The sequence below is a fragment of the Synechococcus sp. MU1651 genome (genome assembly GCF_023630635.1).
Lineage (GTDB): Bacteria > Cyanobacteriota > Cyanobacteriia > PCC-6307 > Cyanobiaceae > Parasynechococcus.
In genome coordinates this window covers 421,898-440,315 of sequence record NZ_JAKUHJ010000001.1, presented here as the reverse complement: position 1 = coordinate 440,315, position 18,418 = coordinate 421,898, and the positions used below count along the sequence as shown (strand labels likewise).

Here is an 18,418-nt window from a genome sequence, read left to right as displayed (position 1 = left end):
GGATCAACGCTGTGGGTCAGGCCTTCACCACCGGTAGATCCTGCAGACGGGTGGTGGCGGCGCGGCTGAGTTGCTCACGCCGCATCAACCAACTCGGCTGCAGTCCGCAACCGGCCCATTGCAGGGTTCCACGCCCGTAACGCCGATTGATCCGGTCGATGGTCTGCATCAGGCATTCCCGTTTTTGCTGCTGCTCCTCACTCATCGGCACCATCAGATGGGTCTGCAGGATGTCGTGGCTCTGCAGGTGCTGCATCAGCACGCCGGCCTTGGCCAATGGTCGGTGGGGGCGAAAGATCCGTGCCACCAAGGGGCGTGCCGCTTCCAGCAGCACGGCTGTGTCATTGCTCGGTAGGTCCAGCTGCGTGCTGGCGGCTTGGCTGTAAAACCCAGGAGCGAACGGGCTGGTGCGGGTGTAGATGGTGAGGGCTGCTGCCCGTTGCCGTTGCCTGCGTAATTTCTCGGCGGCGCGCACCACATAGGTGGCGATGGCCTGGTGCAGCTCCTCCTGGCTGGTGATGGGTCGGCTGAAACTGCGACTCACGCAGGTTTCCTGCTTCGGTGCTGGTGCCAGCTCCAGCGGCAGGCAGGCATGGCCCCGCAGCTCCCGTTGCAGCCGCAGACCCACCACGCCGCATTTGGCGCGCAGTTCACCGCTCGGCATGTCCCGGAGGTGTCGTGCGTTGCTGACGCCCCGCAGGCGACACCAATGGGCCAGTTGTCGACCGATTCCCCAGACATCCTCGATCGCAATGGTTTCCAGCCAGCGATCGGGGTTGTCGCACTGGCCGAGGTCGAACATCCCGGCATGGTCTGGGGTCTGTTTGGCCAGGCGATTGGCCAGCTTGGCCTGGGCCTTGCTGGCCCCTAAGCCGATGGCGATCGGTAGGCCGAGGTTCTGCCGTGCCCGTGCCCGCAGCTGGCGTGCCCAACCCTGCAGGTCGCCATCGCGGGGACGATGAATTCTCCCGAAGGCCTCGTCAATCGAATACACCTCCAGCTCTTCACAGTGGGCCTCCAGCAGGCTCATCATCCGCTGGCTCATGTCGGCATAGAGGGCGTAGTTCGAACTGCGCACCACCACGTTGTGCCGTTCAAGCTCCCGGCGCGCCTTGAAGTACGGCGTCCCCATGCGGATGCCGAGGGCACGGGCTTCGGCACTGCGCGCAACGATGCAGCCGTCGTTGTTGGACAGCACCACCACGGGGTGACCGATCAGAGCCGGATCCAGGCTCTGTTCGCAGGAGGCATAGAAGTTGTTTCCATCGATCAGGGCCGTGGCCTGAGGCATGGCGATGTCGCTTCAGAGCGGATGGATCACGTGGATGGCGACGCCCCAGATCTGCACTTCGCCGCAGCGGTGAAGCTCCAGTGGCGGATAGTCCGGATGGGCGGCTTCCAGGCGCAACCGGCCGTGATGACGCATCAGGCGTTTGAGGGTGAAGGCACCGTCGAGCACAGCCACAACCACCTGGCCCGGGCGCGGGTCGAGGCTGCGATCGACCACCAGAAGATCGCCGTCGTGGATGCCGGCGTCGGTCATCGATTCGCCGCTCACATGCAGGAAAAAGGTGCTGGTGGGATGCCGGATCAGCTGTTCATTGAGGTCGATCCCCACGTCCACGTAGTCATCGGCGGGGGACGGGAAGCCTGCGGCGACCCGTTCCCCGGCCAGGGGCAGCGTGAGTCGACTGCGCTTGGGCTGCAGGGGAAGCGGTCTGTGTTGGAGCTCCACGGCAGCAGCGACAACTGGCTAAATAGTACGCATGTACTGCTCACTGTGGGGAGGATCCGGTGAGGATGGTGGCCTTCGATATCTGGTGTTGGCTGACTCCCCTTACCTCGTGGCCATGGCGCTGATCGATCAGCAGGGCCGGCGCGCCCTGCCCCTGGGGGGACGGTCTCAGAAAGAGGTGGCTCCCCAGGGTGAGGCCCCGGAGGCGTTGGGCCATGCACTGGTGCTGGAGCTGTTGCTGCGGGTGTGGCAGCGCAGTGATCAGGGTGCGCTGCAGCGTGCGGCTGGAGCCGACAGCCTGCTGCTGGTGGAGCTGCCGATGGAACGGCTGCCGGAGGACGTGCCCAGGCTCAAGGCGGACTGGTTGAACACGGGGGATACGGCCGCGTTCAAAGCGGCATTGCAGGCTTTCTCCCCGCGGGCCTGGACGGTTTCGATCGAAAAATTCAAGCCGGTGGCTCTGCAGCCGTTGTGGTGAGGGGCGCTTGCTCCCAGATGTTCACGGCCACGGAATAGCGCTCGCCTTCGAACGGGTTGATCCGGTGCAGGATGCCGGGGGAGAACAGCACCAGGCGGTTCACCACCGGTGGGATCGAGATCACCGAGCCGAATGTGGGTAACGGCCCCTGGTATCCGTTCTCGATCGGAGGGCTGTCGGCCACCAGCAGTTCGCCGCCAGCGCAGCGCACGTGGGGGTAGAACACGGTGGACAGCAACGGCAGCAGGAAACGGCCGCTGCGTCGACCTTCCAGCTCGTCCTTGTCGATGTGCCAGTCGAGATCGTTGTTGGTGTTGCACCAAATTATTTCGGATATAACTGGGATATGAGGCGCTCACAAAGCCCCATGCCAAATCCATACCTAGTTTTGGATCCCCCCGGATCACTGTCTGAAGCAGCTGTATGCCGAAGATCGCCGACAAACGAAAAGTGCTTGGTGGCAGAGGCTCCGTCGTGCTGCTCTTGGCGATAGTCCGACTCAAGAAGAGATGCATGCAATTATTACTTATGGGTTGGAGCAGCACATGATTAACTACTTAATCCTTTATTGATGCGATTTTCTGCAATTTAAGCTGTTAATTAGATTCCATTTTTGCGTTTAATTCAAGTGATTCTATCGCGGATTAAATCAGAAAGGCATGTGTTAAATAATATTTGCTTGCGACAAGTCAAAAGCACCGGTTATCACCGCCACCTCGTATCCAAGATCATCTCGGATATAAGTCCAGTCTTCTTTAATCTTCCAGTTTAAGTCGCCAACTACATTCAACCCCGATAAATCTAGACTATCTTCTGCAATATTAAAATCCTTGATGCATGTCCAATAGTCATGTCCAATTACAAATATATCTGCTCCAGATCCGCCTTTCACTCTGTCGAAGCTATCGCCCTTCTTCCACTCGCCTGCATCTATAATGTCATCACCACCTTTTCCTAAAATTTTATCAACTCCTCCTTTGCCAATGATTTTATCGTTTCCATTCGTTCCTTTTAATTTGTCCTTTTTGTTTGTTCCCTTGACTATGTTGTCTATGCTTGATCTAGTTCCTGGTGTAGTGCTTGAAGTGTCATAGTTTGTTCCTGCCTCACCCCAGAGGAATTTGAGAGCAGCAATATCTGAATCAGTAAATTTTGCTATTCCAGACGGTGGCGGGTTGTATGACATTATCGTGTCATCTTGAGTATAATTCGGATTGAATCCGTCTCCATATGGATGGCCAAGTCCAAGAGCATGGCCTAGCTCATGCCAAATAGTAATATTATCGTTGTCAACTTCTGCTTCATTATCAGCATAAAGAACTTCGAAATAAGTTCCATTATCATCTGACTCCACGCTTATGAATCCTAGAGTCCCATCATCAATTGGCGTGTTAAGGAATTGGTAATCTGTCTGTACAAAATATATGTCAGCGTTATTGACGTCCTGGGTCCGTCTAAATTGCAGCCCAGTTGCTGAATCAATGTAATTTGTTTGTATTCTGATGGTTTCTTCGTCGTCAGCGTCTACCGGAAAATTCCATCCGTAATTACCCATTTCAAGGTAATAATCAACATAATTATCACTAGTGATCATTTCACTAAGTGTATTTGCCCAGTCTTGATCAACTATTCCGGCTGTCGCGATGGCCATTTGTTGTGCGGATGCGCGCTTCAATCAGCATGGCTTCAGTCGCCAATCCATGTCATCCCTCAAATAAGGGATCTTTGTGGGCAGGGTTCTTCCCTCGCAAGGACTTCTAGCTCTGCCCAAGCTGTCACCCCGCCAGCATGCTTCTGTTTCCGCGTGTTGAGGAGCGAATTCAGCGGTAGCTCCGTTACTAATGGTTTTCAGGGGTGGTGTTGGAAGGTTGAACTGCTGGCTGAGAAACCCAACAGAAATTTCTGATCCCCTTTAGCCACGAGTAGAGACGCGAGCTTTCCCCATGGGGGTATGCCCTCCCTACGGCTCAGCAGAAGCTCCCCAGCAAGGGTCCACTTGTTTCCAGCCAACGCGGTGTAACTCCTTCCAGAGCTGCTCTGCAGCGTACATATGTGTCAGTACGGGTTTCTTGAGGACTGGTGTCAACCCGGTCAGGGTCGACCCACCTCATGAGTCAGGTCCCATTACCACCCCTCAGTCCACGGACATTGATGCGCGTATCGCGGATAAACCTCAGCGTGACCGGTACCGACCATCTCTTCCTGAACGTTCCTCTTTCCAAGGAAAAGCTCTGCCACCGTTCGTCCGAAGCGATCTTCGGTGATCCGTCGGATTCCCACCCCTTCGCCCACCACTAGACCTCTTAGATGGTCTCGAGCAGCGCTGGCTGCTACCGGCTCAGCTCTCTTCCCGCTGAGTTCAGGAGTGTCGATACAGGCGAGTCGAACCCGTTCACCTGTTGTGGTGGTGCAGGTATCCCCGTCGTAGCAGGAGGCGATCACAACGGATGCAAGAGCAGCCAAGAGCATCGGTGATGGCGCTCATATGTTGTCCAAAGCTCCGCGTATGTCCTCCCATGACGGAGGGTTTGAAGCGAGCCATTCCTTCGCCTGCTGGTGATACGGGACCCTCACTGGCGGAATCTCCACAGCCTTCTCAGTTAGCTTCTGAAGCATTGAGCTGACATCAGGCTCGCGGTGCTTCTTGAGTTTCCTAATACGATCAAGCCATGACACCTCTGCCTTGGTCAGTCTTACTTCAAATACTTGATCACGTGGCTCAGGCATTTGGAGGAGATAGAAAGTTAGTTTGCAAATAATAGTGCATTAAAAAGCATGCTAGATAATAGATCTAGCGCGATAGATTTTTAAGCTTTCATCAGTCGCAAATGCTATTAACTAGTCCTCTCGACAGCAGCAGGTCTCCTTAACTCATCCTTGAGGAATCCAGCGACTCCCGCAATTAACGGAATCGTCATCCCAGCAACAGCAAGCAAAGCCATGGCTTGGATGAACCATTTAGGTGAGAGTGATTTGTTTTCGATTTATAGATAAATGAAATCAATCTTTAATTGGATTCCCACACTTGTTGAGATTAGGTGAGTATTGAGGAGCCTGTACTTCGAGTGCTTTGAGAATATCGACAATGGATATTGCAAAGTTAATATTTTGAGCTCCTCCTCGAGCTCCTAAATTCCAGGTATTCACTCCAATGACCTCACCCCTATTATTTAAGAGTGGTCCGCCACTATTTCCAGGACTGATTGCAGCGTCAGTCTGAATAAGCGTAATGTAGTTTGGCGCAACACCCTTTAAATCACCACTCGTTTGAGGTGATCGCACTGCACTGACAATTCCAGTAGTGACAGTGCCAGCTAACCCAAGTGGAGACCCTAATGCCACAACAGATTGACCTGGGAATGGGTAGCTGCGATAACACAGTGGTAGTGGTGATGAACGATTAATCCCGGTCGATCTTACTATTGCAAAATCTAGTTTTCTATCTATATATACGACCTCTCCCTCGCTTTTGACTCCTGAAGGAGAAGTAATCAAAAATCTTGGATCCCTGCCGCTTACGACATGCCTATTCGTCAACACAGTATCTTTTCCCAGAATAAAACCACTTCCAGTACTTCTATCATTTTTAAGCATTACTATTGATGGCAATGATTGGGATGCAATGTCTTCAACATCAAGCTTGTTTTTATTCACCGACTGCAAGGATATATTTACTTTCGGTTTCTCCCATGTCGGAATTGCTTTGTTATAAAGACGCTTGAGGGACTGAATTGTCTCTGGACCGAGCGGTGCCACACCATAGCCACCAGATGATGTTTTAAATTTCAAATTCACTTTTGTCAGCTCCGATGCATTCTTAATTGAATTAATGAATGGCTCGGGCAGGTAGAACAATCCGTCATCACCATAGAGTTTATAGCTATCGCTGCCTACAAATAATTCAATTGAAGGTGGTAGTTGATTGACTACAGAGCGCTCATAAGTACATGTCCAGAAGCCGCACCCTCCAGCTGTGTAAGTAATGCCTTGCACGCTATCAATTGACCATCTAGTGACTACACCCTGCTTCGCTCCTGTACTAAAACTATCTGTATAGTCTCTATCAAAAACCATTAAGTCATAGCCGCTATCAAGCTCAGATTTAAGTTTGACGATTTTTGACCAAGGGAGCTTTGGTTTGGCGACTTTCCAGTCTAAATCACTTTTATATTCAACAACATCAAGCTGTGTTTCGGGATCATATTGCTCAACCACTTTTTTATTTTCGCATTCTTCCTCAAATGGATCAGCAGGATTTCTGCGTTCTACACATTCTTCTTCCGTCAAAGCATTTGGCGCATTGATTAAGTTCAACAGTGGCAACAATGTAGCAATGATTAGGAGAGATCTTTTCACGATTAAATCACTTCTTATTTCACCCTAGCCTCATCAAATTATTTATGCAGTAAATTCAAAATAATTGTATAAGTAGTTCATGGGTGAAATTCCAATAGAAATTTCTGAACCACTTTTACGTATAGACATGGCCGCAAACCTCCCCCGGTACCCCTCCGCCGTCCAGCGAGACGCGGCTGTATGGCCTTGTAAGGGCTCATAGCCCTCCTGGCTGGCCATGCAGCAATCAAAGGACTTACGTCTTGCCACAGCTCCTCAGAGGGCTCAACATGACCACAAAGCAGGCAGAGACAGAGGTCTAGCCCTGCTGGATACCAACCATTTGCTGAGTTGATACCAACTGCGGCTGAGATCGACTGTTGTCACTCACCGGTCGTTGTTGTGCGGACACCAACTCCTGAGGGTCGCAACTATTGGATAGGGCGATCCGCCGGCAAATCAAAGGCAGATCACCCGAGCCAGGACCACCACCTCAGCAGTCAAGTCTCATCTCAGTTCATAACCCTTATCAGTCATCACACGCCATTCATCAACTGACTAGAGACCTCAATCTCGGAATCTTGCGATCTGTCCACTGTTGCAAGTGAGCCGTGGATGCCAGCTGCATCCATACCAAGCAAATACCAAGTGCCTTTATTTGATTAGGAATCAAGCTATGACTTGATTTTATGCCAATTTACAGGGTGTCCAGTTGTTGGTGTTGCACCACCACTCGACTCCGGCCCGCTGGGGTGCGAACGGTGTTGCCAGAGGGAGCAGGGCCTCGTCGAGGTAGTGATCGACGACGGCTTGCTGAGCGGCTGTGTGAATCGAGCGGGGAGAACCGGTTTCGGGTCGCCAGCTGAATTGAGCATCACCGTCGTGTTCCTCCTTGAGTCGCCCGTGGATGTCACAGAGGTCGCGTAGGTCCTGAAGGGCGCTGGCGGGCAGAAGGTTGTCGATGATGTGCAGCATGGTCGTGGCTGAGAGATCAGCGGCCATCGCCGAACCCTAGGCACGGTGATAAGGGCTGCCTTGAACAATCGCCTGGGCTCGGAACAGTTGTTCCACGAGCATCAGCCGGGCCAGTTCGTGGGGGAAGGTCATCGGTGAAAGGCTCAGGCGCCATTGGGCCTGTGCCTTGAGCTCAGCCGTCAGACCGTCGGCCCCACCGATCACGAAGGCCAGCCGTTGGTTGCCGAATTGCTCGAGTCGTCGCGCGAAGGGAACCGACGCCAGAGTGTCGCCCTGTTCCATCAATGCAATCAGGGTTTCGTCGGGTCGCAGGGCCGCTCTGATGGCATCGGCTTCCTTGTCTGGATTGCTGTCGCGCAGTTCGCTGATGGTCAACCCAGGCAGGCGTTTGAGGTAGAGGTCAATGCCGTCCTGAATCCAGCCACGACGCACTTTGCCCACCGCAAGAATCCGGCAACGGGCCGGGTTCAAACGTCGTCTCCCTCATCCTCGAGCAGCAGCTGCCCGAAAGCCACGTAGAGGCTTTCTTCCTCGCTGCCCGGGTCCACCTTCGGCCGTTTCGGCTGGGTGTTTTTTCCCGGTCCGGGTTGGCTGCGCGCTGGTGCGGCAAGGGCTGGGGTGGTGTCGTTGTCGTTGAACGGCGATGGTTGGGCCGATGGTTTGCGTTGGGCCTCCAACTGTTTGAGGCGGTCCATGAGGTGCTCAGGAACGGTGCCGTCCTGGCTGGCCTTCATCAGTTCCCGGAAGAGCTCCTCGGGGTTCTTCTCCGTTTCAACGCGATGGCGCACCTGGCTGGCTTTGGGAGCTGACGCAGGCTTCTCCGGTTCCGGCAGGCGTGCAGGGAGTTGACGCCCCAACTCACGCAGGCGCTCGAGGCTGCGGGGATCAAAACTCATGGTTCAGGCGCAACCGAGACTTTCACGGGTGCTGCGGCCCGTGACGGAATTCGTTCCGTCGGCAACGGCGCAGAGGCTTTTGAGTTGGTCCCCGCGCATGGGAACGTCGGTGAAGTCAGCCCCCGTGATCAACACATCGCTGAAGCGGGTGTTGAAGGCAAAAGCCCCCTCCAGCACAGCATCCTCAAGGTTGGTGCCTGTCATCACAGCGGCGTCCAGGGTGGCTTCGCGCAGGTCGGTGCCGCTGAGGTCGGCATCCTGCAGCTTGGCGCCGTAGAGGCTGGCTCCCCGCAGATCAGACCCGGACAGGTTGGCTTCGCGCAGGTTGCTGAGGTTGAAGGTGGCCCCCCGCAGGTCCTTGTTGGAATAGTCGGCACCGATCAGCACCTGTTTGGCCACATCCATCGCGGCGTGGGCCGGAGCCGGCATCAGCCACTGGCATGTGAACACCACCAGAGAGATCAGTACGGCCGTGAAGCGTCTGCCCATGATCGGAACCATCACTGCCGAACCCTAGAACCGTTCCAGGGGGGAATGGTTTGAACCAAGACGTAAGGGTTCAAGCCGGTGGGGTCTCAATGCAGCGGTGGCTGGGCGGAGCAGCAGGCCTTGCAGCAGCTGGAAGCGCAGGGATGGCGGTTGCTGGACCGCAGCTGGCACTGCCGCTGGGGCGAGCTCGATCTGGTGCTGGAGCGGCAGCAGCAGCTGCTGGTGGTGGAGGTGAAGGGCCGTCGCACGGGGCATCGGGACCGCCATGGCCTTGATGCCTTTCATTCCGCCAAACGGCGCCGCATGGCCCGCGCGATCAGTTGCTGGAGAGCTGTGCATCCGGCATCCGCTGAGCACCTGCTCCGGGTCAAGCTGGCCCTCGTTCCCTTGATGACGTCCCGCCGAACGATTCGCTGGATTGATGTGGAGCGGCTGTGCTGATGCACAGTTGACCGATGGGTTTCTCCGGACATCGCGCCCGCAAGCGTTTTGGTCAGCACTGGTTGCGGGACGAATCCGTGCTGCAACGAATCATCGAGGCTGCTGACCTGCAGTCGACCGATCGGGTGTTGGAGGTGGGTCCCGGTCGCGGGGCATTAACCGAGCGTCTGCTGGCCGCGGGGCTGAAGGAGGTGCATGCGATTGAGCTCGACCGCGATCTGGTGGATGGTCTTCAGGAACGTTTTGAGGCTCAGCCTGGGTTCAGCCTCCATCAGGGCGATGTTCTTGAAGCCCCACTGGAATTGAGTGATGGCCGCATCGCCGACAAGGTGGTGGCCAACATTCCTTACAACATCACTGGCCCACTGCTGGAGCGGTTGGTGGGCCGACTGGACCGGCCGGTGGATCCGCCCTACCAACGGCTTGTGTTGCTGGTGCAGAAGGAAGTCGCGGAGCGGATTCGTGCCCGACCCGGCCACAGCAGTTTCAGCGCCCTGAGTGTGCGCATGCAGCTGCTGGCCCGGTGCCGTTCGGTGTGTCCGGTGCCGCCGCGCTGTTTCCAGCCGCCGCCAAAGGTGCAATCGGAAGTAATCTGCCTGGAGCCCCTGCCGGCCGCGGAGCGGGTGGAGCCGGCTCTGGCCGCTCGGGTGGAATCGCTGTTGAGGCAGGCGTTTCTGGCGCGGCGCAAGATGTTGCGCAACACCCTGGCGGGTGTGGCTGAGCCAGACCGCTTGAAGGAGCTGGCGGCCTCCTCGGGTTTCAGCCTGCAGCAACGCCCCCAGGAACTCGCGCCCGCCACCTGGGTCGCCCTGGCCAGGGGTTTGAATCGGGGCGACTGAACAACCACCATGATCACGGTGACGGCCCCGGCCAAAGTCAACCTGCACCTGGAGGTCCTGGGGCTGCGCTCGGACGGTTTCCATGAGCTGGCCATGGTGATGCAGAGCATCGACTTGGCGGATCGCCTGAGCTTTCAGAACACCGCTGATGCACAACTCAGCCTCACCTGCGATGACGCCAGCCTCAGCGTCGGCGACGACAACCTGATCCTCCGGGCGGCCCAGTTGCTGCGGGACCGTTCGGGTTTCAGTGAATTGGGGGCGTCCATTCATCTCGAGAAGCGCATCCCCATCGGTGCTGGCCTGGCTGGTGGCTCCAGCGACGGCGCCGCGGCACTGGTTGGTCTGAATGCTTTGTGGGGCTTGGGCCACAGCCCCGCGGATCTGGAGCGAATGGCCGCTGAGCTCGGTTCAGACATGCCCTTCTGTGTGGCCGGAGGATGTCAGCTCTGCTTCGGGCGAGGCGAACAACTGGAAGCTGTGCCACCAACGCCTCAACCCCTGGCCGTGCTCTTGGTCAAAGACCCCACGGTGAGCGTTTCAACGCCCTGGGCCTACAAGCGTTGCCGTGAGCTCAATCAATCCCACTACCTCGCTGATGAGGCGGCTTTTGAACAACGCCGGCAAGCCTTGCGCAGCGTTGATTGGCTCCAGCCATTGCGCAGCGAGCTGCCACCTCCCCTGCGCAATGACCTGCAGGAGGTGGTTGCTCCTGAAACAGCTGCGGTGCGTTCGGCGCTCGATCTGTTGAACAGCGTTCACGAAAGCCTGGCGGTGGCCATGAGTGGTTCTGGACCCAGTTGTTTCGCGCTGTTCTCCGATCTGGCGTCATGTCGCCAGGCGCAGGATCAGCTCACTCCCCAGCTGGACCGCGCCGGCCTGAAGGCCTGGTCTTGCGCCCTTCGCAGCGATGGCGTGAGGATCGAGGCATGACTGATGTCCCCACACCAGAGAGCCCCGAACCACAGGATCCGCGCAAAGGTCCGCTGAGTTTTCTTTCCGGAGCGCTGACGGCCGGGCTGTTGGCCTGGCTAGCCCTGGGCCTGAGTCGGCGGATGGTGGTGTATTTCGCCGTTCATCCCCCGCACTACAGCTCGCCGATTGCCCAGAACATCGCTGTCACCCTGAAGACCCTTCTGGTGGGTTTGTCCTTCTTGGCCACCTTCAGCACGGGTTTTGTGGCCCTTGGCCTGACCCTGGTGTTTCTTCGCAGTCTCTTTACGGCTCGCGATCAGAACCCTGCCTAGCGTCCGCTCATTGCCAGGGTTTGGATGACGCCCCACGACCTCGGCCAGCTGGCGTTGCTGCTGTCTCCGGCCATGCTGCTTTCCGTTTTGTTGTTGTTCACCTTCGCGGCGGGCGGTTGACCCTGCGCTGACTGAGATAGCTTGGCCTCACCACCCGGATTGGCCGGGATCACTGTGACGCCGTGGCAGGAACACTTCTCTTCAACGCCCTCCGGGAAGCCATCGACGAGGAGATGGGGAGAGACCCCCACGTCTGCGTGATGGGGGAGGACGTCGGTCACTACGGCGGTAGTTACAAGGTCACCAAGGATCTGGCGGAGAAATACGGCGATCTCAGGGTGCTCGATACCCCGATTGCTGAGAACGGCTTCACCGGAATGGCGGTTGGTGCCGCGATGACCGGTCTCCGGCCGATCGTTGAGGGCATGAACATGGGCTTCCTGCTCCTGGCCTTCAACCAGATCTCCAACAACATGGGGATGCTCCGCTACACGAGCGGCGGCAACTTCACCATTCCCACCGTGGTGCGCGGCCCCGGCGGTGTGGGTCGTCAGCTTGGCGCTGAGCACAGCCAACGGCTGGAGGCCTACTTCCATGCCGTCCCCGGCATCAAGATCGTGGCCTGCAGCACGCCCACCAATGCCAAAGGCCTGATGAAGGCCGCGATTCGCGACAACAACCCCGTGCTCTTCTTCGAGCACGTTCTGCTCTACAACCTCAGTGAGGAGCTCCCCGAAGGCGACTACACCTGTGCCCTCGACCAGGCGGATCTGGTGAAAGAAGGTACCGATGTGACGATCCTCACCTACTCCCGGATGCGTCACCACTGTCTCAAGGCTGTGGAGCAACTGGAGGCAGAGGGGGTGAGCGTTGAGCTGATCGATCTGATCAGCCTCAAGCCCTTCGACATGGACACGATCAGCCGCTCCATCCGCAAGACCAACAAGGTGATCGTGGTGGAGGAATGCATGAAGACCGGCGGCATCGGGGCCGAGTTGATTGCGCTGATCACCGAGCAGTGCTTCGACGATCTGGATGCCCGGCCTGTGCGTCTTTCCAGTCAGGACATCCCCACCCCCTACAACGGTTCTCTCGAGAACCTCACGATCATTCAGCCGCATCAGATCGTTGAGGCGGCGCAGGCGTTGGTCAACAAGGGCATCTGACGTTGATGGCTCGTTATCAGGGTTGGTTTGCCCTTGTTCTTGCCCTGGTGATCGCCGCCGGGATGTTTTTGGTTCGGACGCCGCTGGAACTGGGCCTCGATCTGCGGGGCGGCAGTCAGCTCACCGTTGAGGTGAAGCCAGCTGGAGAAATCACCCGGGTTGGTGCCGAAGAGATGGAAGCGGTGAAAGCCGTGCTCGATCGACGGATCAACGGTCTTGGTGTGGCTGAGTCCACCCTTCAGACGGTGGGTGAGTCGCAACTCGTGTTGCAGCTCCCAGGTGAGCAGGATCCCACCGCTGCTGCGCGGGTTCTCGGCGACACAGCCCTGTTGGAGTTTCGTGCCCAAAAGGCCGACACCGAAGCAGAGTTCCGAGGTCTGAGGCAGCTCCGTTCCCAGGTGGAAGCGATCCTCAGGTTGCGTGAAGATCAGATCCGCCGTGGTGAGACCCCGGAGCCTCTGGATCTGACTCAGCTGAAGTCAACCCAGCAGACCCTGGGTCTGGATGGGCAGGCCAGCTCGGAAGAGGAGCAGCTCCGCCAGCTTCTGAAGAAGGTTAATGCCGATCTGCTCACGATGCTTGAGCCGGCAGCCCTGACGGGCAAACAGCTGGTGACGGCAGGCCGTCAACCGCTCCAGAACAACCCGAACAGCTGGGAGGTGACCCTCAATTTCGATGGTGAGGGTGCTGAGGCCTTCGCTGACCTCACCAAATCGATTGCCGGTACCGACCGGTTGCTGGCCATCACTCTGGATGATCAGCTGATCAGTGCCGCCAGCGTTGGCCCCCAGTTCAAAAGTGCTGGAATCTCTGGTGGTGCAGCCACCATCAGCGGCAATTTCACTGCGGAAACGGCCCGTGAGCTCGAGGTGAAGCTCCGCGGCGGCTCCCTGCCCCTCCCCGTTGAAGTGATCGAGGTCCGCACCATCGGGCCCACGCTCGGAGCAGAGAACATCCGCCGAAGCCTGGTGGCCGCCCTCTCGGGCCTGGCTCTGGTGGCGGTGTTCATGGTGGTGGCCTATCGCCTGCCAGGGGCGGTGGCTGTGATAGCCCTCAGCCTCTATGCCCTGTTCAACCTGGCGGTGTACGCCTTGATTCCGGTCACCCTCACCCTGCCGGGAATCGCTGGTTTCATCCTCTCGATCGGCATGGCCGTGGATGCCAATGTGCTGATCTTTGAACGGATCAAGGACGAATTGCGGCGGGGCAACACCTTGATCCGCTCGATCGATACAGGCTTCTCCGAGGCCTTTTCATCGATCGTCGATGGTCACCTGACCACGCTGATCAGTTGTGCAGCTCTCTTCTTCCTTGGCACCGGCCTGGTCAAGGGCTTTGCCGCGACCCTGGGCATTGGTGTTCTGCTGAGTTTGTTCACGGCCCTTACCTGCACCCGCACCCTGCTTCGTTTCCTGATGGGCTACGCCGGTCTGCGTCGTGCCAGCAATTTTCTGCCCACCGGGCAACTTCCTTCCCCCACCGCCTGAACCATGACTGAAGCATCGTCATCGGCACAAGCGGCCACGGTCCTCAGATTGCGCTGGTCCCTCAGCAGCATGCGCCGCAAGGTGTGGCTCGTTTCTAGTCTGGTGGTCCTGATCAGCCTGTTGGGCCTGGTGCTCAGCTGGTTGGATCCTGCGATTCGTGCTCCCCTCCGTCCCGGCCTGGATTTCACCGGTGGCACGCAGATTCAACTGGAGCGTCGTTGTGATGACGCCTGCGCCGAGCTCAAGGCGATTCAGGTTTCGGATGTGATCCGCAGCCTGGAGCTGCCCCAGGAGGAGGGTCAACCTCTGCCCAACCTGGGCGCTCCCCGGGTTCAGCTTCTGGATGGCGGTCAGTCGTTGTTGCTGCGCCTACCAACCTTGTCGGCTGCCCAGGGCCAAGCGGTGATTCTGGCGGTTGAATCCGTTGCAGGGCCATTCCTCTCCGGTGGTCAATCGGTCGACACGATCGGGCCGAGCCTGGGCAAACAATTGCTGCGCAGCAGTCTGATTTCTCTGTTGGTGGCCTTCAGCGGTATTGCGGCCTACATCAGCTTCCGCTACGACCGCCGCTACGCGTTTCTCGCTCTGGTGGCGCTGGCCCATGACGTTGCGATCGTCTGTGGAGTTTTTGCCTGGCTCGGGGTTGTGTTCCAGCTGGAGGTGGACAGCCTCTTTGCGGTTTCATTGCTTACCATTGCTGGTTATTCGGTCAACGACACGGTGGTGGTCTTTGATCGCATCCGTGAACGCAGCAAGGATGCTGCCGACCTGCCGCTTTCAGTGCAGGTGGATCAAGCGGTGTCCGCCACCCTGACCCGCACGCTCTACACCAGCGGAACCACCCTGCTGCCTCTCTTGGCGCTCGTGTTTTTCGGTGGAGCAACGCTGTATTGGTTTGCCATCGCCCTCGCCCTCGGTGTTGTTGTTGGTTCCTGGTCGAGCATCGCCCTGGCGCCCTCGTTGCTCACGCTGTGGGACCGCTCCCGTGACTAAATTCAGCGGTAATTCAGAGCGGAGACGCCGTGCTGTTTCGGCCCGTTGGTTTCCAATTCTGTTGATCCTGCTGGCTCTGGCTGATCTGCGCACCGAAGTTCTGCTGCTCAGTGATCAGTTCACGATCACAGGGCTTGGTTATGCCATTCGGCATCATCAGCTTGCTGTGGTGGTCTTGCTGGGTTCCGGCTCTCTCTGGCGTCGTTTCGGTTAGCGCTTGGGGCCGTTGCCGAATTCCCGCCAGATCGAATCCCAGGTGCGTTGTTTTACCTCGGCGTTCCACCGCCCCTGGCTGTGGGTTGAGGCCCACCACGATTCGAACAGATCGTGGGCTTCCTCTTGCAGCAAATCGGGGTCAAGATTCTCGCGAACCAGCTGCATCACGGCCTGCCTCAGTTCCTCGTAACGGGAGAAATTGAAGATGACGTCCAAGCCTGTTCGTCTCAAGATCTCTTGGACACACTATTGGATTGAAGGGCGTGGAGGTGGCTTTTTCGGTATCGCAACGAACGTCAGTTCTTGGGAAGCCTGAGCTACGACATCTTTGGTTGCTCAGGTTCCATGGAGTTGAATCCTGGTCTCAGCGAGGTGGTCTTCGGCTTGCGTGCTGAGGTGGAAGCTCTGAAGACGCGCTTGAACAAGATTGAGCGTGGTCAAGAGGTGGCGGTCTCTGCGGCCTATTGGCAGGCGGTTGAGCGGGAGCGTGATTCGAGCGAAAAAAAGAAACGTCACCTGCTCTGATGCGGTCGAAAAAAATGGGACCCTCTCCCAAGAGTCCCAAGGCTCGACGCGTCGTTCTCACGACTCCGCAAAAATACTCACACAGTGCGGGTCTCAGGTGTGACCCCTGCTACAGGATGTTCCGTGGGTTACATCTTTCGAGGGCGTTGTCAGGCCCAGCGGTCCATGATCTGCTGCACCACCACCCGCTGCATCAACACCTGAAGCACCACCACCAAAGGAAGGGCCAGCAGCACGCCCGGAAGCCCGAGTAGAGCGCCAAGGCTGAGCTGAGCCGTTAAGGCCACCGTTGGCAGCAGATTCACGGTTTTGCGCAGCAGCAATGGTGTGAGCAGAAATGCCTCCAGGTTCTGCAGCACCAGCCGGAACACCAGCACCGACAGCATCAATTGCGGCGACTGCAGCAGGGCCAATCCCGTGGGCAGTAGCGTTGCCGCCGTAGGTCCGATGGTCGGCACGAACGTGAGCAGGCCGCACACCAGGGCGCTCAACAGGGCAAGGGGTGATTTCAGCAGCAACAGGCCGCCCCAGGTGAGCAGAAAAACGGTGGTGGCGGAGAGGGTCATGCCACTGAGCCACCCCCCCAACGCTTGCCTGCACTCGTTGAGCAGGTGTTCCATCCGCTCCCGGGCTGGTCGGGGCGTCATGGCCACCACCATGCGCCGGTGGGCGCTTGGATCCAAGGCCAGCAGGATCGCGAGCAGCACCATCAAGAACAGTTGAATCAGCGAGTTCGCTGCACCTCCTGCGAACCCCAGCAACGGCTGAAGCCCTTTCAGATTGAGGCCCTCCCCCAAAGCGTCATTCAGCTGCGCCAGGCGCGGCTCACTGCTCAGCAGGTCGGACACCTTGCTGACCAACTGCGGCAGATCCCGTCCCAGTTGCTGAAACTGGCTGATCAGTTCCGGCACCAGCAGTTGCCCCAGCAGCCCCCCGGCCAGGATCAAAATCCCCAGCACGGCCGCCAGGGCCTGAGGACGCTCCAGTGGGGTTCGCTTCTGAACCTGAACAATCAGCACATCCAGGGCTATGGCCACCACCACGGCGCCAAAGAGCACCAGTAGCACCCACCGCAGGTGCCAGAGCAACAGCACCAGCACCACCAAGGTGAGTGCAATGAGAAACGTGCCGGCGGTCATCGAACCGGCTCCAGGCGTTTCCAGCGATCCAACACATCGTGGATCACGACTTCACGGATGATCACCTGCAGCACCACCGCCAAAGGCAGCGCCATCAGCAGGCCGAGGGGGCCAAACAGGAGTGTGAACAGGAACTGAGCCGCCAGAGTCAATCCGGGCAGCAGCTTCACCTGGTGGTGCATCACCGATGGTGTGATCACGTAACTCTCGATGTTCTGGATCACCACGTAGGCACCCAGCACCGCAGCGGCCTTCCAGGGGGCATCCAACAGAGCCACCGCCATCGGGAAGATCGTGCTCATGGTTGGCCCCACATTGGGGATCACGTTCAACAGCCCTGCAAGAAGTGCATTGGCCAGAACGAGCTTCACGCCCAACAGCGTTAACGCAATGCTGCAAAGCACAAACACAGCCAGGGAGCTGATCAGCACACCCACCATCCAGCTGCTCAAGGCAGCACCGCACTTATCCAGGATGCGACGCCCCCGGCGTCGATAGAAGGAGGGAATCAACTGCAGGCCAACATTCCGATAGGCCTGGGGCTGAATGCTGATCATCAGAGCCACCGCCACCACGAACAACAGCCGCAGGACGCCGTTGCCGAGGTTGCCTGCCAAACCGAGCAGACCCAGCAAGCCATTGCCCACACCAGCGGCGAGGGATGAACTGTCGGGCACAAGTTGGCGTGGACCGTTCAGGCCCAATTGATCCAGGTCGGGGAATGCATCGGCCCCATAAATGGCCTCACTGATGCTGTCGATCCAACCGAGTCCCAGCCGCACCAGGGTCTGACCCGCTTCGGGCAGCTTCTGCAACAGCAGTGCGAATTCCTCGAGAAACGGGGGGACAACAACACCAGCCGCACCGGCGACCAACAACAACAACCCAACGATGCAGAGCAACAGGGCCAGGGGCCTTTGCATCGGCCGCCGCTCGCGAAGAATGCCCACCAAAGTGCATAGAGCCATGGCAAGAACCACTGCTGCGAAGATCAGCAGCAGCAGCTCACGCAGTGACCACAGCAGAACGATGGCTGCAATGAAGGCTGTCAATAACAGCCACTGGGGCAGTCTCAAGCTTGTTGGTCGTCGGCCCCTTCAGTCTGATTGGAATCCTGGCTTTGTGAATAACCCAAGCCATTGGCATCGGCGTAGCGCTGGGCGAAGCGCATGAACCGCTCGAAGTCCTGCTCGGACTTCCATGAGTAAACGGCTTCAAGGGCACTGGCTGTGCCGTTCACGAATTTGCCATTCACTTCGCGAGTGACCATTTCGCCTTCTTCATCCACCATCCACATTCCGGTGATGTCACCCATGGTTTCGGGAGCAATCGCAGCAGGCTGCTCGAAACGGAAGGTGGCTTGACCGGTGCGGCCGTCGCGGCTGCGGGTCAGACGGATGTCGGGCACCACCGGCTCGTTGACTCCCCGAAAGAACTGAATCGCCGCTTTGCTCATG

The 18,418-nt window shown here is 57.7% G+C and carries 25 protein-coding genes; 10 read left to right on the top strand and 15 right to left on the bottom strand.

Features of this window, described 5'->3' with window-relative positions; genetic code table 11:
* Nucleotides 1-16: 16 nt before the first annotated feature.
* Nucleotides 17-1,291, bottom strand: coding sequence for a Y-family DNA polymerase (locus NCN05_RS02590; protein WP_250396850.1), 1,275 nt, complete (start codon nt 1,289-1,291; stop codon nt 17-19).
* Between the two features lie 12 nt (nt 1,292-1,303).
* Entirely contained in the window at nt 1,304-1,735 is a 432-nt protein-coding gene (locus NCN05_RS02585) for a LexA family protein (protein ID WP_115162139.1), read from the bottom strand.
* A gap of 88 nt (nt 1,736-1,823) precedes the next feature.
* On the opposite strand from NCN05_RS02585, the gene NCN05_RS02580 reads away from it, so the two are divergent.
* Nucleotides 1,824-2,213, top strand: a complete 390-nt coding sequence (locus tag NCN05_RS02580; protein WP_244276240.1) for a DUF8680 family protein — start codon at nt 1,824-1,826, stop codon at nt 2,211-2,213.
* Here the strand turns inward: NCN05_RS02580 and NCN05_RS02575 are convergent.
* The 9 genes from NCN05_RS02575 to NCN05_RS02540 form a co-directional block, all read right to left on the bottom strand.
* Entirely contained in the window at nt 2,182-2,538 is a 357-nt protein-coding gene (locus tag NCN05_RS02575) for a 2OG-Fe(II) oxygenase (RefSeq protein WP_350223282.1), read from the bottom strand. The two genes, NCN05_RS02580 and NCN05_RS02575, sit on opposite strands and share 32 nt — an antisense overlap.
* Nucleotides 2,539-2,877: 339 nt before the next feature.
* Nucleotides 2,878-3,864, bottom strand: coding sequence for a zinc-dependent metalloprotease family protein (locus tag NCN05_RS02570; protein ID WP_250396849.1), 987 nt, complete (start codon nt 3,862-3,864; stop codon nt 2,878-2,880).
* Nucleotides 3,865-4,173: 309 nt separating this feature from the next.
* Nucleotides 4,174-4,299 (bottom strand): hypothetical protein, encoded by a 126-nt coding sequence (locus tag NCN05_RS12575; protein WP_502988792.1) that lies wholly within the window; start codon nt 4,297-4,299, stop codon nt 4,174-4,176.
* Nucleotides 4,300-4,337: 38 nt separating this feature from the next.
* The gene (locus NCN05_RS02565) at nt 4,338-4,682 is read right to left on the bottom strand and encodes a thermonuclease family protein (protein WP_250396848.1); all 345 of its coding nucleotides are present in this window, start codon (nt 4,680-4,682) and stop codon (nt 4,338-4,340) included.
* A 531-nt stretch (nt 4,683-5,213) separates the two neighbouring features.
* Nucleotides 5,214-6,536: a S1C family serine protease gene (locus NCN05_RS02560; RefSeq protein ID WP_250396847.1), complete on the bottom strand. Its 1,323-nt coding sequence runs from the start codon at nt 6,534-6,536 to the stop codon at nt 5,214-5,216.
* Between the two features lie 699 nt (nt 6,537-7,235).
* Entirely contained in the window at nt 7,236-7,550 is a 315-nt protein-coding gene (locus NCN05_RS02555; RefSeq protein WP_250396846.1) for a hypothetical protein, read from the bottom strand.
* A 9-nt stretch (nt 7,551-7,559) separates the two neighbouring features.
* Nucleotides 7,560-7,994 (bottom strand): 23S rRNA (pseudouridine(1915)-N(3))-methyltransferase RlmH, encoded by a 435-nt coding sequence (locus tag NCN05_RS02550; protein ID WP_250396845.1) that lies wholly within the window; start codon nt 7,992-7,994, stop codon nt 7,560-7,562.
* Nucleotides 7,991-8,419 carry a hypothetical protein gene (locus NCN05_RS02545; protein WP_250396844.1) on the bottom strand — a complete coding sequence of 143 codons (429 nt, stop codon included), beginning with the start codon at nt 8,417-8,419 and terminating at the stop codon, nt 7,991-7,993. The genes NCN05_RS02550 and NCN05_RS02545 overlap by 4 nt, the downstream gene beginning before the upstream one ends.
* A gap of 3 nt (nt 8,420-8,422) precedes the next feature.
* Entirely contained in the window at nt 8,423-8,908 is a 486-nt protein-coding gene (locus NCN05_RS02540; RefSeq protein WP_115009256.1) for a pentapeptide repeat-containing protein, read from the bottom strand.
* Between the two features lie 78 nt (nt 8,909-8,986).
* Here NCN05_RS02540 and NCN05_RS02535 point away from each other — a divergent pair, with 78 nt between their 5' ends.
* The 8 genes from NCN05_RS02535 to NCN05_RS02500 all read left to right on the top strand — a co-directional run bounded on the left by NCN05_RS02535 (nt 8,987) and on the right by NCN05_RS02500 (nt 15,295).
* On the top strand, nt 8,987-9,349 hold the full coding sequence (locus NCN05_RS02535; protein WP_250396843.1) for a YraN family protein: 363 nt from the start codon (nt 8,987-8,989) through the stop codon (nt 9,347-9,349).
* A gap of 14 nt (nt 9,350-9,363) precedes the next feature.
* Nucleotides 9,364-10,188: a 16S rRNA (adenine(1518)-N(6)/adenine(1519)-N(6))-dimethyltransferase RsmA gene (gene rsmA, locus NCN05_RS02530; protein WP_250396842.1), complete on the top strand. Its 825-nt coding sequence runs from the start codon at nt 9,364-9,366 to the stop codon at nt 10,186-10,188.
* Between the two features lie 9 nt (nt 10,189-10,197).
* Nucleotides 10,198-11,121, top strand: coding sequence for a 4-(cytidine 5'-diphospho)-2-C-methyl-D-erythritol kinase (gene ispE, locus NCN05_RS02525; protein WP_250396841.1), 924 nt, complete (start codon nt 10,198-10,200; stop codon nt 11,119-11,121).
* Nucleotides 11,118-11,435, top strand: coding sequence for a DUF3082 domain-containing protein (locus NCN05_RS02520; RefSeq protein ID WP_114989036.1), 318 nt, complete (start codon nt 11,118-11,120; stop codon nt 11,433-11,435). Before ispE ends, NCN05_RS02520 begins: the two co-directional genes overlap by 4 nt.
* Nucleotides 11,436-11,617: 182 nt before the next feature.
* A complete protein-coding gene (locus NCN05_RS02515; protein ID WP_250396840.1) occupies nt 11,618-12,601 on the top strand; it encodes a pyruvate dehydrogenase complex E1 component subunit beta in 984 nt (327 codons plus the stop codon).
* A 5-nt stretch (nt 12,602-12,606) separates the two neighbouring features.
* Nucleotides 12,607-14,088: a protein translocase subunit SecD gene (gene secD / locus NCN05_RS02510; protein ID WP_250396839.1), complete on the top strand. Its 1,482-nt coding sequence runs from the start codon at nt 12,607-12,609 to the stop codon at nt 14,086-14,088.
* Nucleotides 14,089-14,091: 3 nt separating this feature from the next.
* The gene (secF, locus tag NCN05_RS02505; RefSeq protein ID WP_250396838.1) at nt 14,092-15,081 is read left to right on the top strand and encodes a protein translocase subunit SecF; all 990 of its coding nucleotides are present in this window, start codon (nt 14,092-14,094) and stop codon (nt 15,079-15,081) included.
* Nucleotides 15,074-15,295, top strand: coding sequence for a hypothetical protein (locus tag NCN05_RS02500; RefSeq protein ID WP_250396837.1), 222 nt, complete (start codon nt 15,074-15,076; stop codon nt 15,293-15,295). The genes secF and NCN05_RS02500 overlap by 8 nt, the downstream gene beginning before the upstream one ends.
* On the opposite strand, the gene NCN05_RS02495 is transcribed toward NCN05_RS02500, so the two are convergent.
* A complete protein-coding gene (locus tag NCN05_RS02495) occupies nt 15,292-15,513 on the bottom strand; it encodes a hypothetical protein (protein WP_250396836.1) in 222 nt (73 codons plus the stop codon). The two genes, NCN05_RS02500 and NCN05_RS02495, sit on opposite strands and share 4 nt — an antisense overlap.
* A gap of 129 nt (nt 15,514-15,642) precedes the next feature.
* On the opposite strand from NCN05_RS02495, the gene NCN05_RS02490 reads away from it, so the two are divergent.
* Nucleotides 15,643-15,822, top strand: a complete 180-nt coding sequence (locus NCN05_RS02490; RefSeq protein ID WP_115132528.1) for a hypothetical protein — start codon at nt 15,643-15,645, stop codon at nt 15,820-15,822.
* Nucleotides 15,823-15,971: 149 nt separating this feature from the next.
* On the opposite strand, the gene NCN05_RS02485 is transcribed toward NCN05_RS02490, so the two are convergent.
* The 3 genes from NCN05_RS02485 to psb28 are packed head-to-tail and all read right to left on the bottom strand — an operon-like array spanning nt 15,972 to nt 18,417.
* Complete coding sequence (locus tag NCN05_RS02485; protein WP_250396835.1) at nt 15,972-16,961, bottom strand: AI-2E family transporter; 990 nt, start codon at nt 16,959-16,961, stop codon at nt 15,972-15,974.
* Nucleotides 16,958-18,037, bottom strand: coding sequence for an AI-2E family transporter (locus tag NCN05_RS02480; protein ID WP_250396834.1), 1,080 nt, complete (start codon nt 18,035-18,037; stop codon nt 16,958-16,960). Before NCN05_RS02480 ends, NCN05_RS02485 begins: the two co-directional genes overlap by 4 nt.
* Nucleotides 18,034-18,417 (bottom strand): photosystem II reaction center protein Psb28, encoded by a 384-nt coding sequence (gene psb28, locus NCN05_RS02475; RefSeq protein WP_025362320.1) that lies wholly within the window; start codon nt 18,415-18,417, stop codon nt 18,034-18,036. The genes NCN05_RS02480 and psb28 overlap by 4 nt, the downstream gene beginning before the upstream one ends.
* Nucleotide 18,418: the final 1 nt, after the last annotated feature.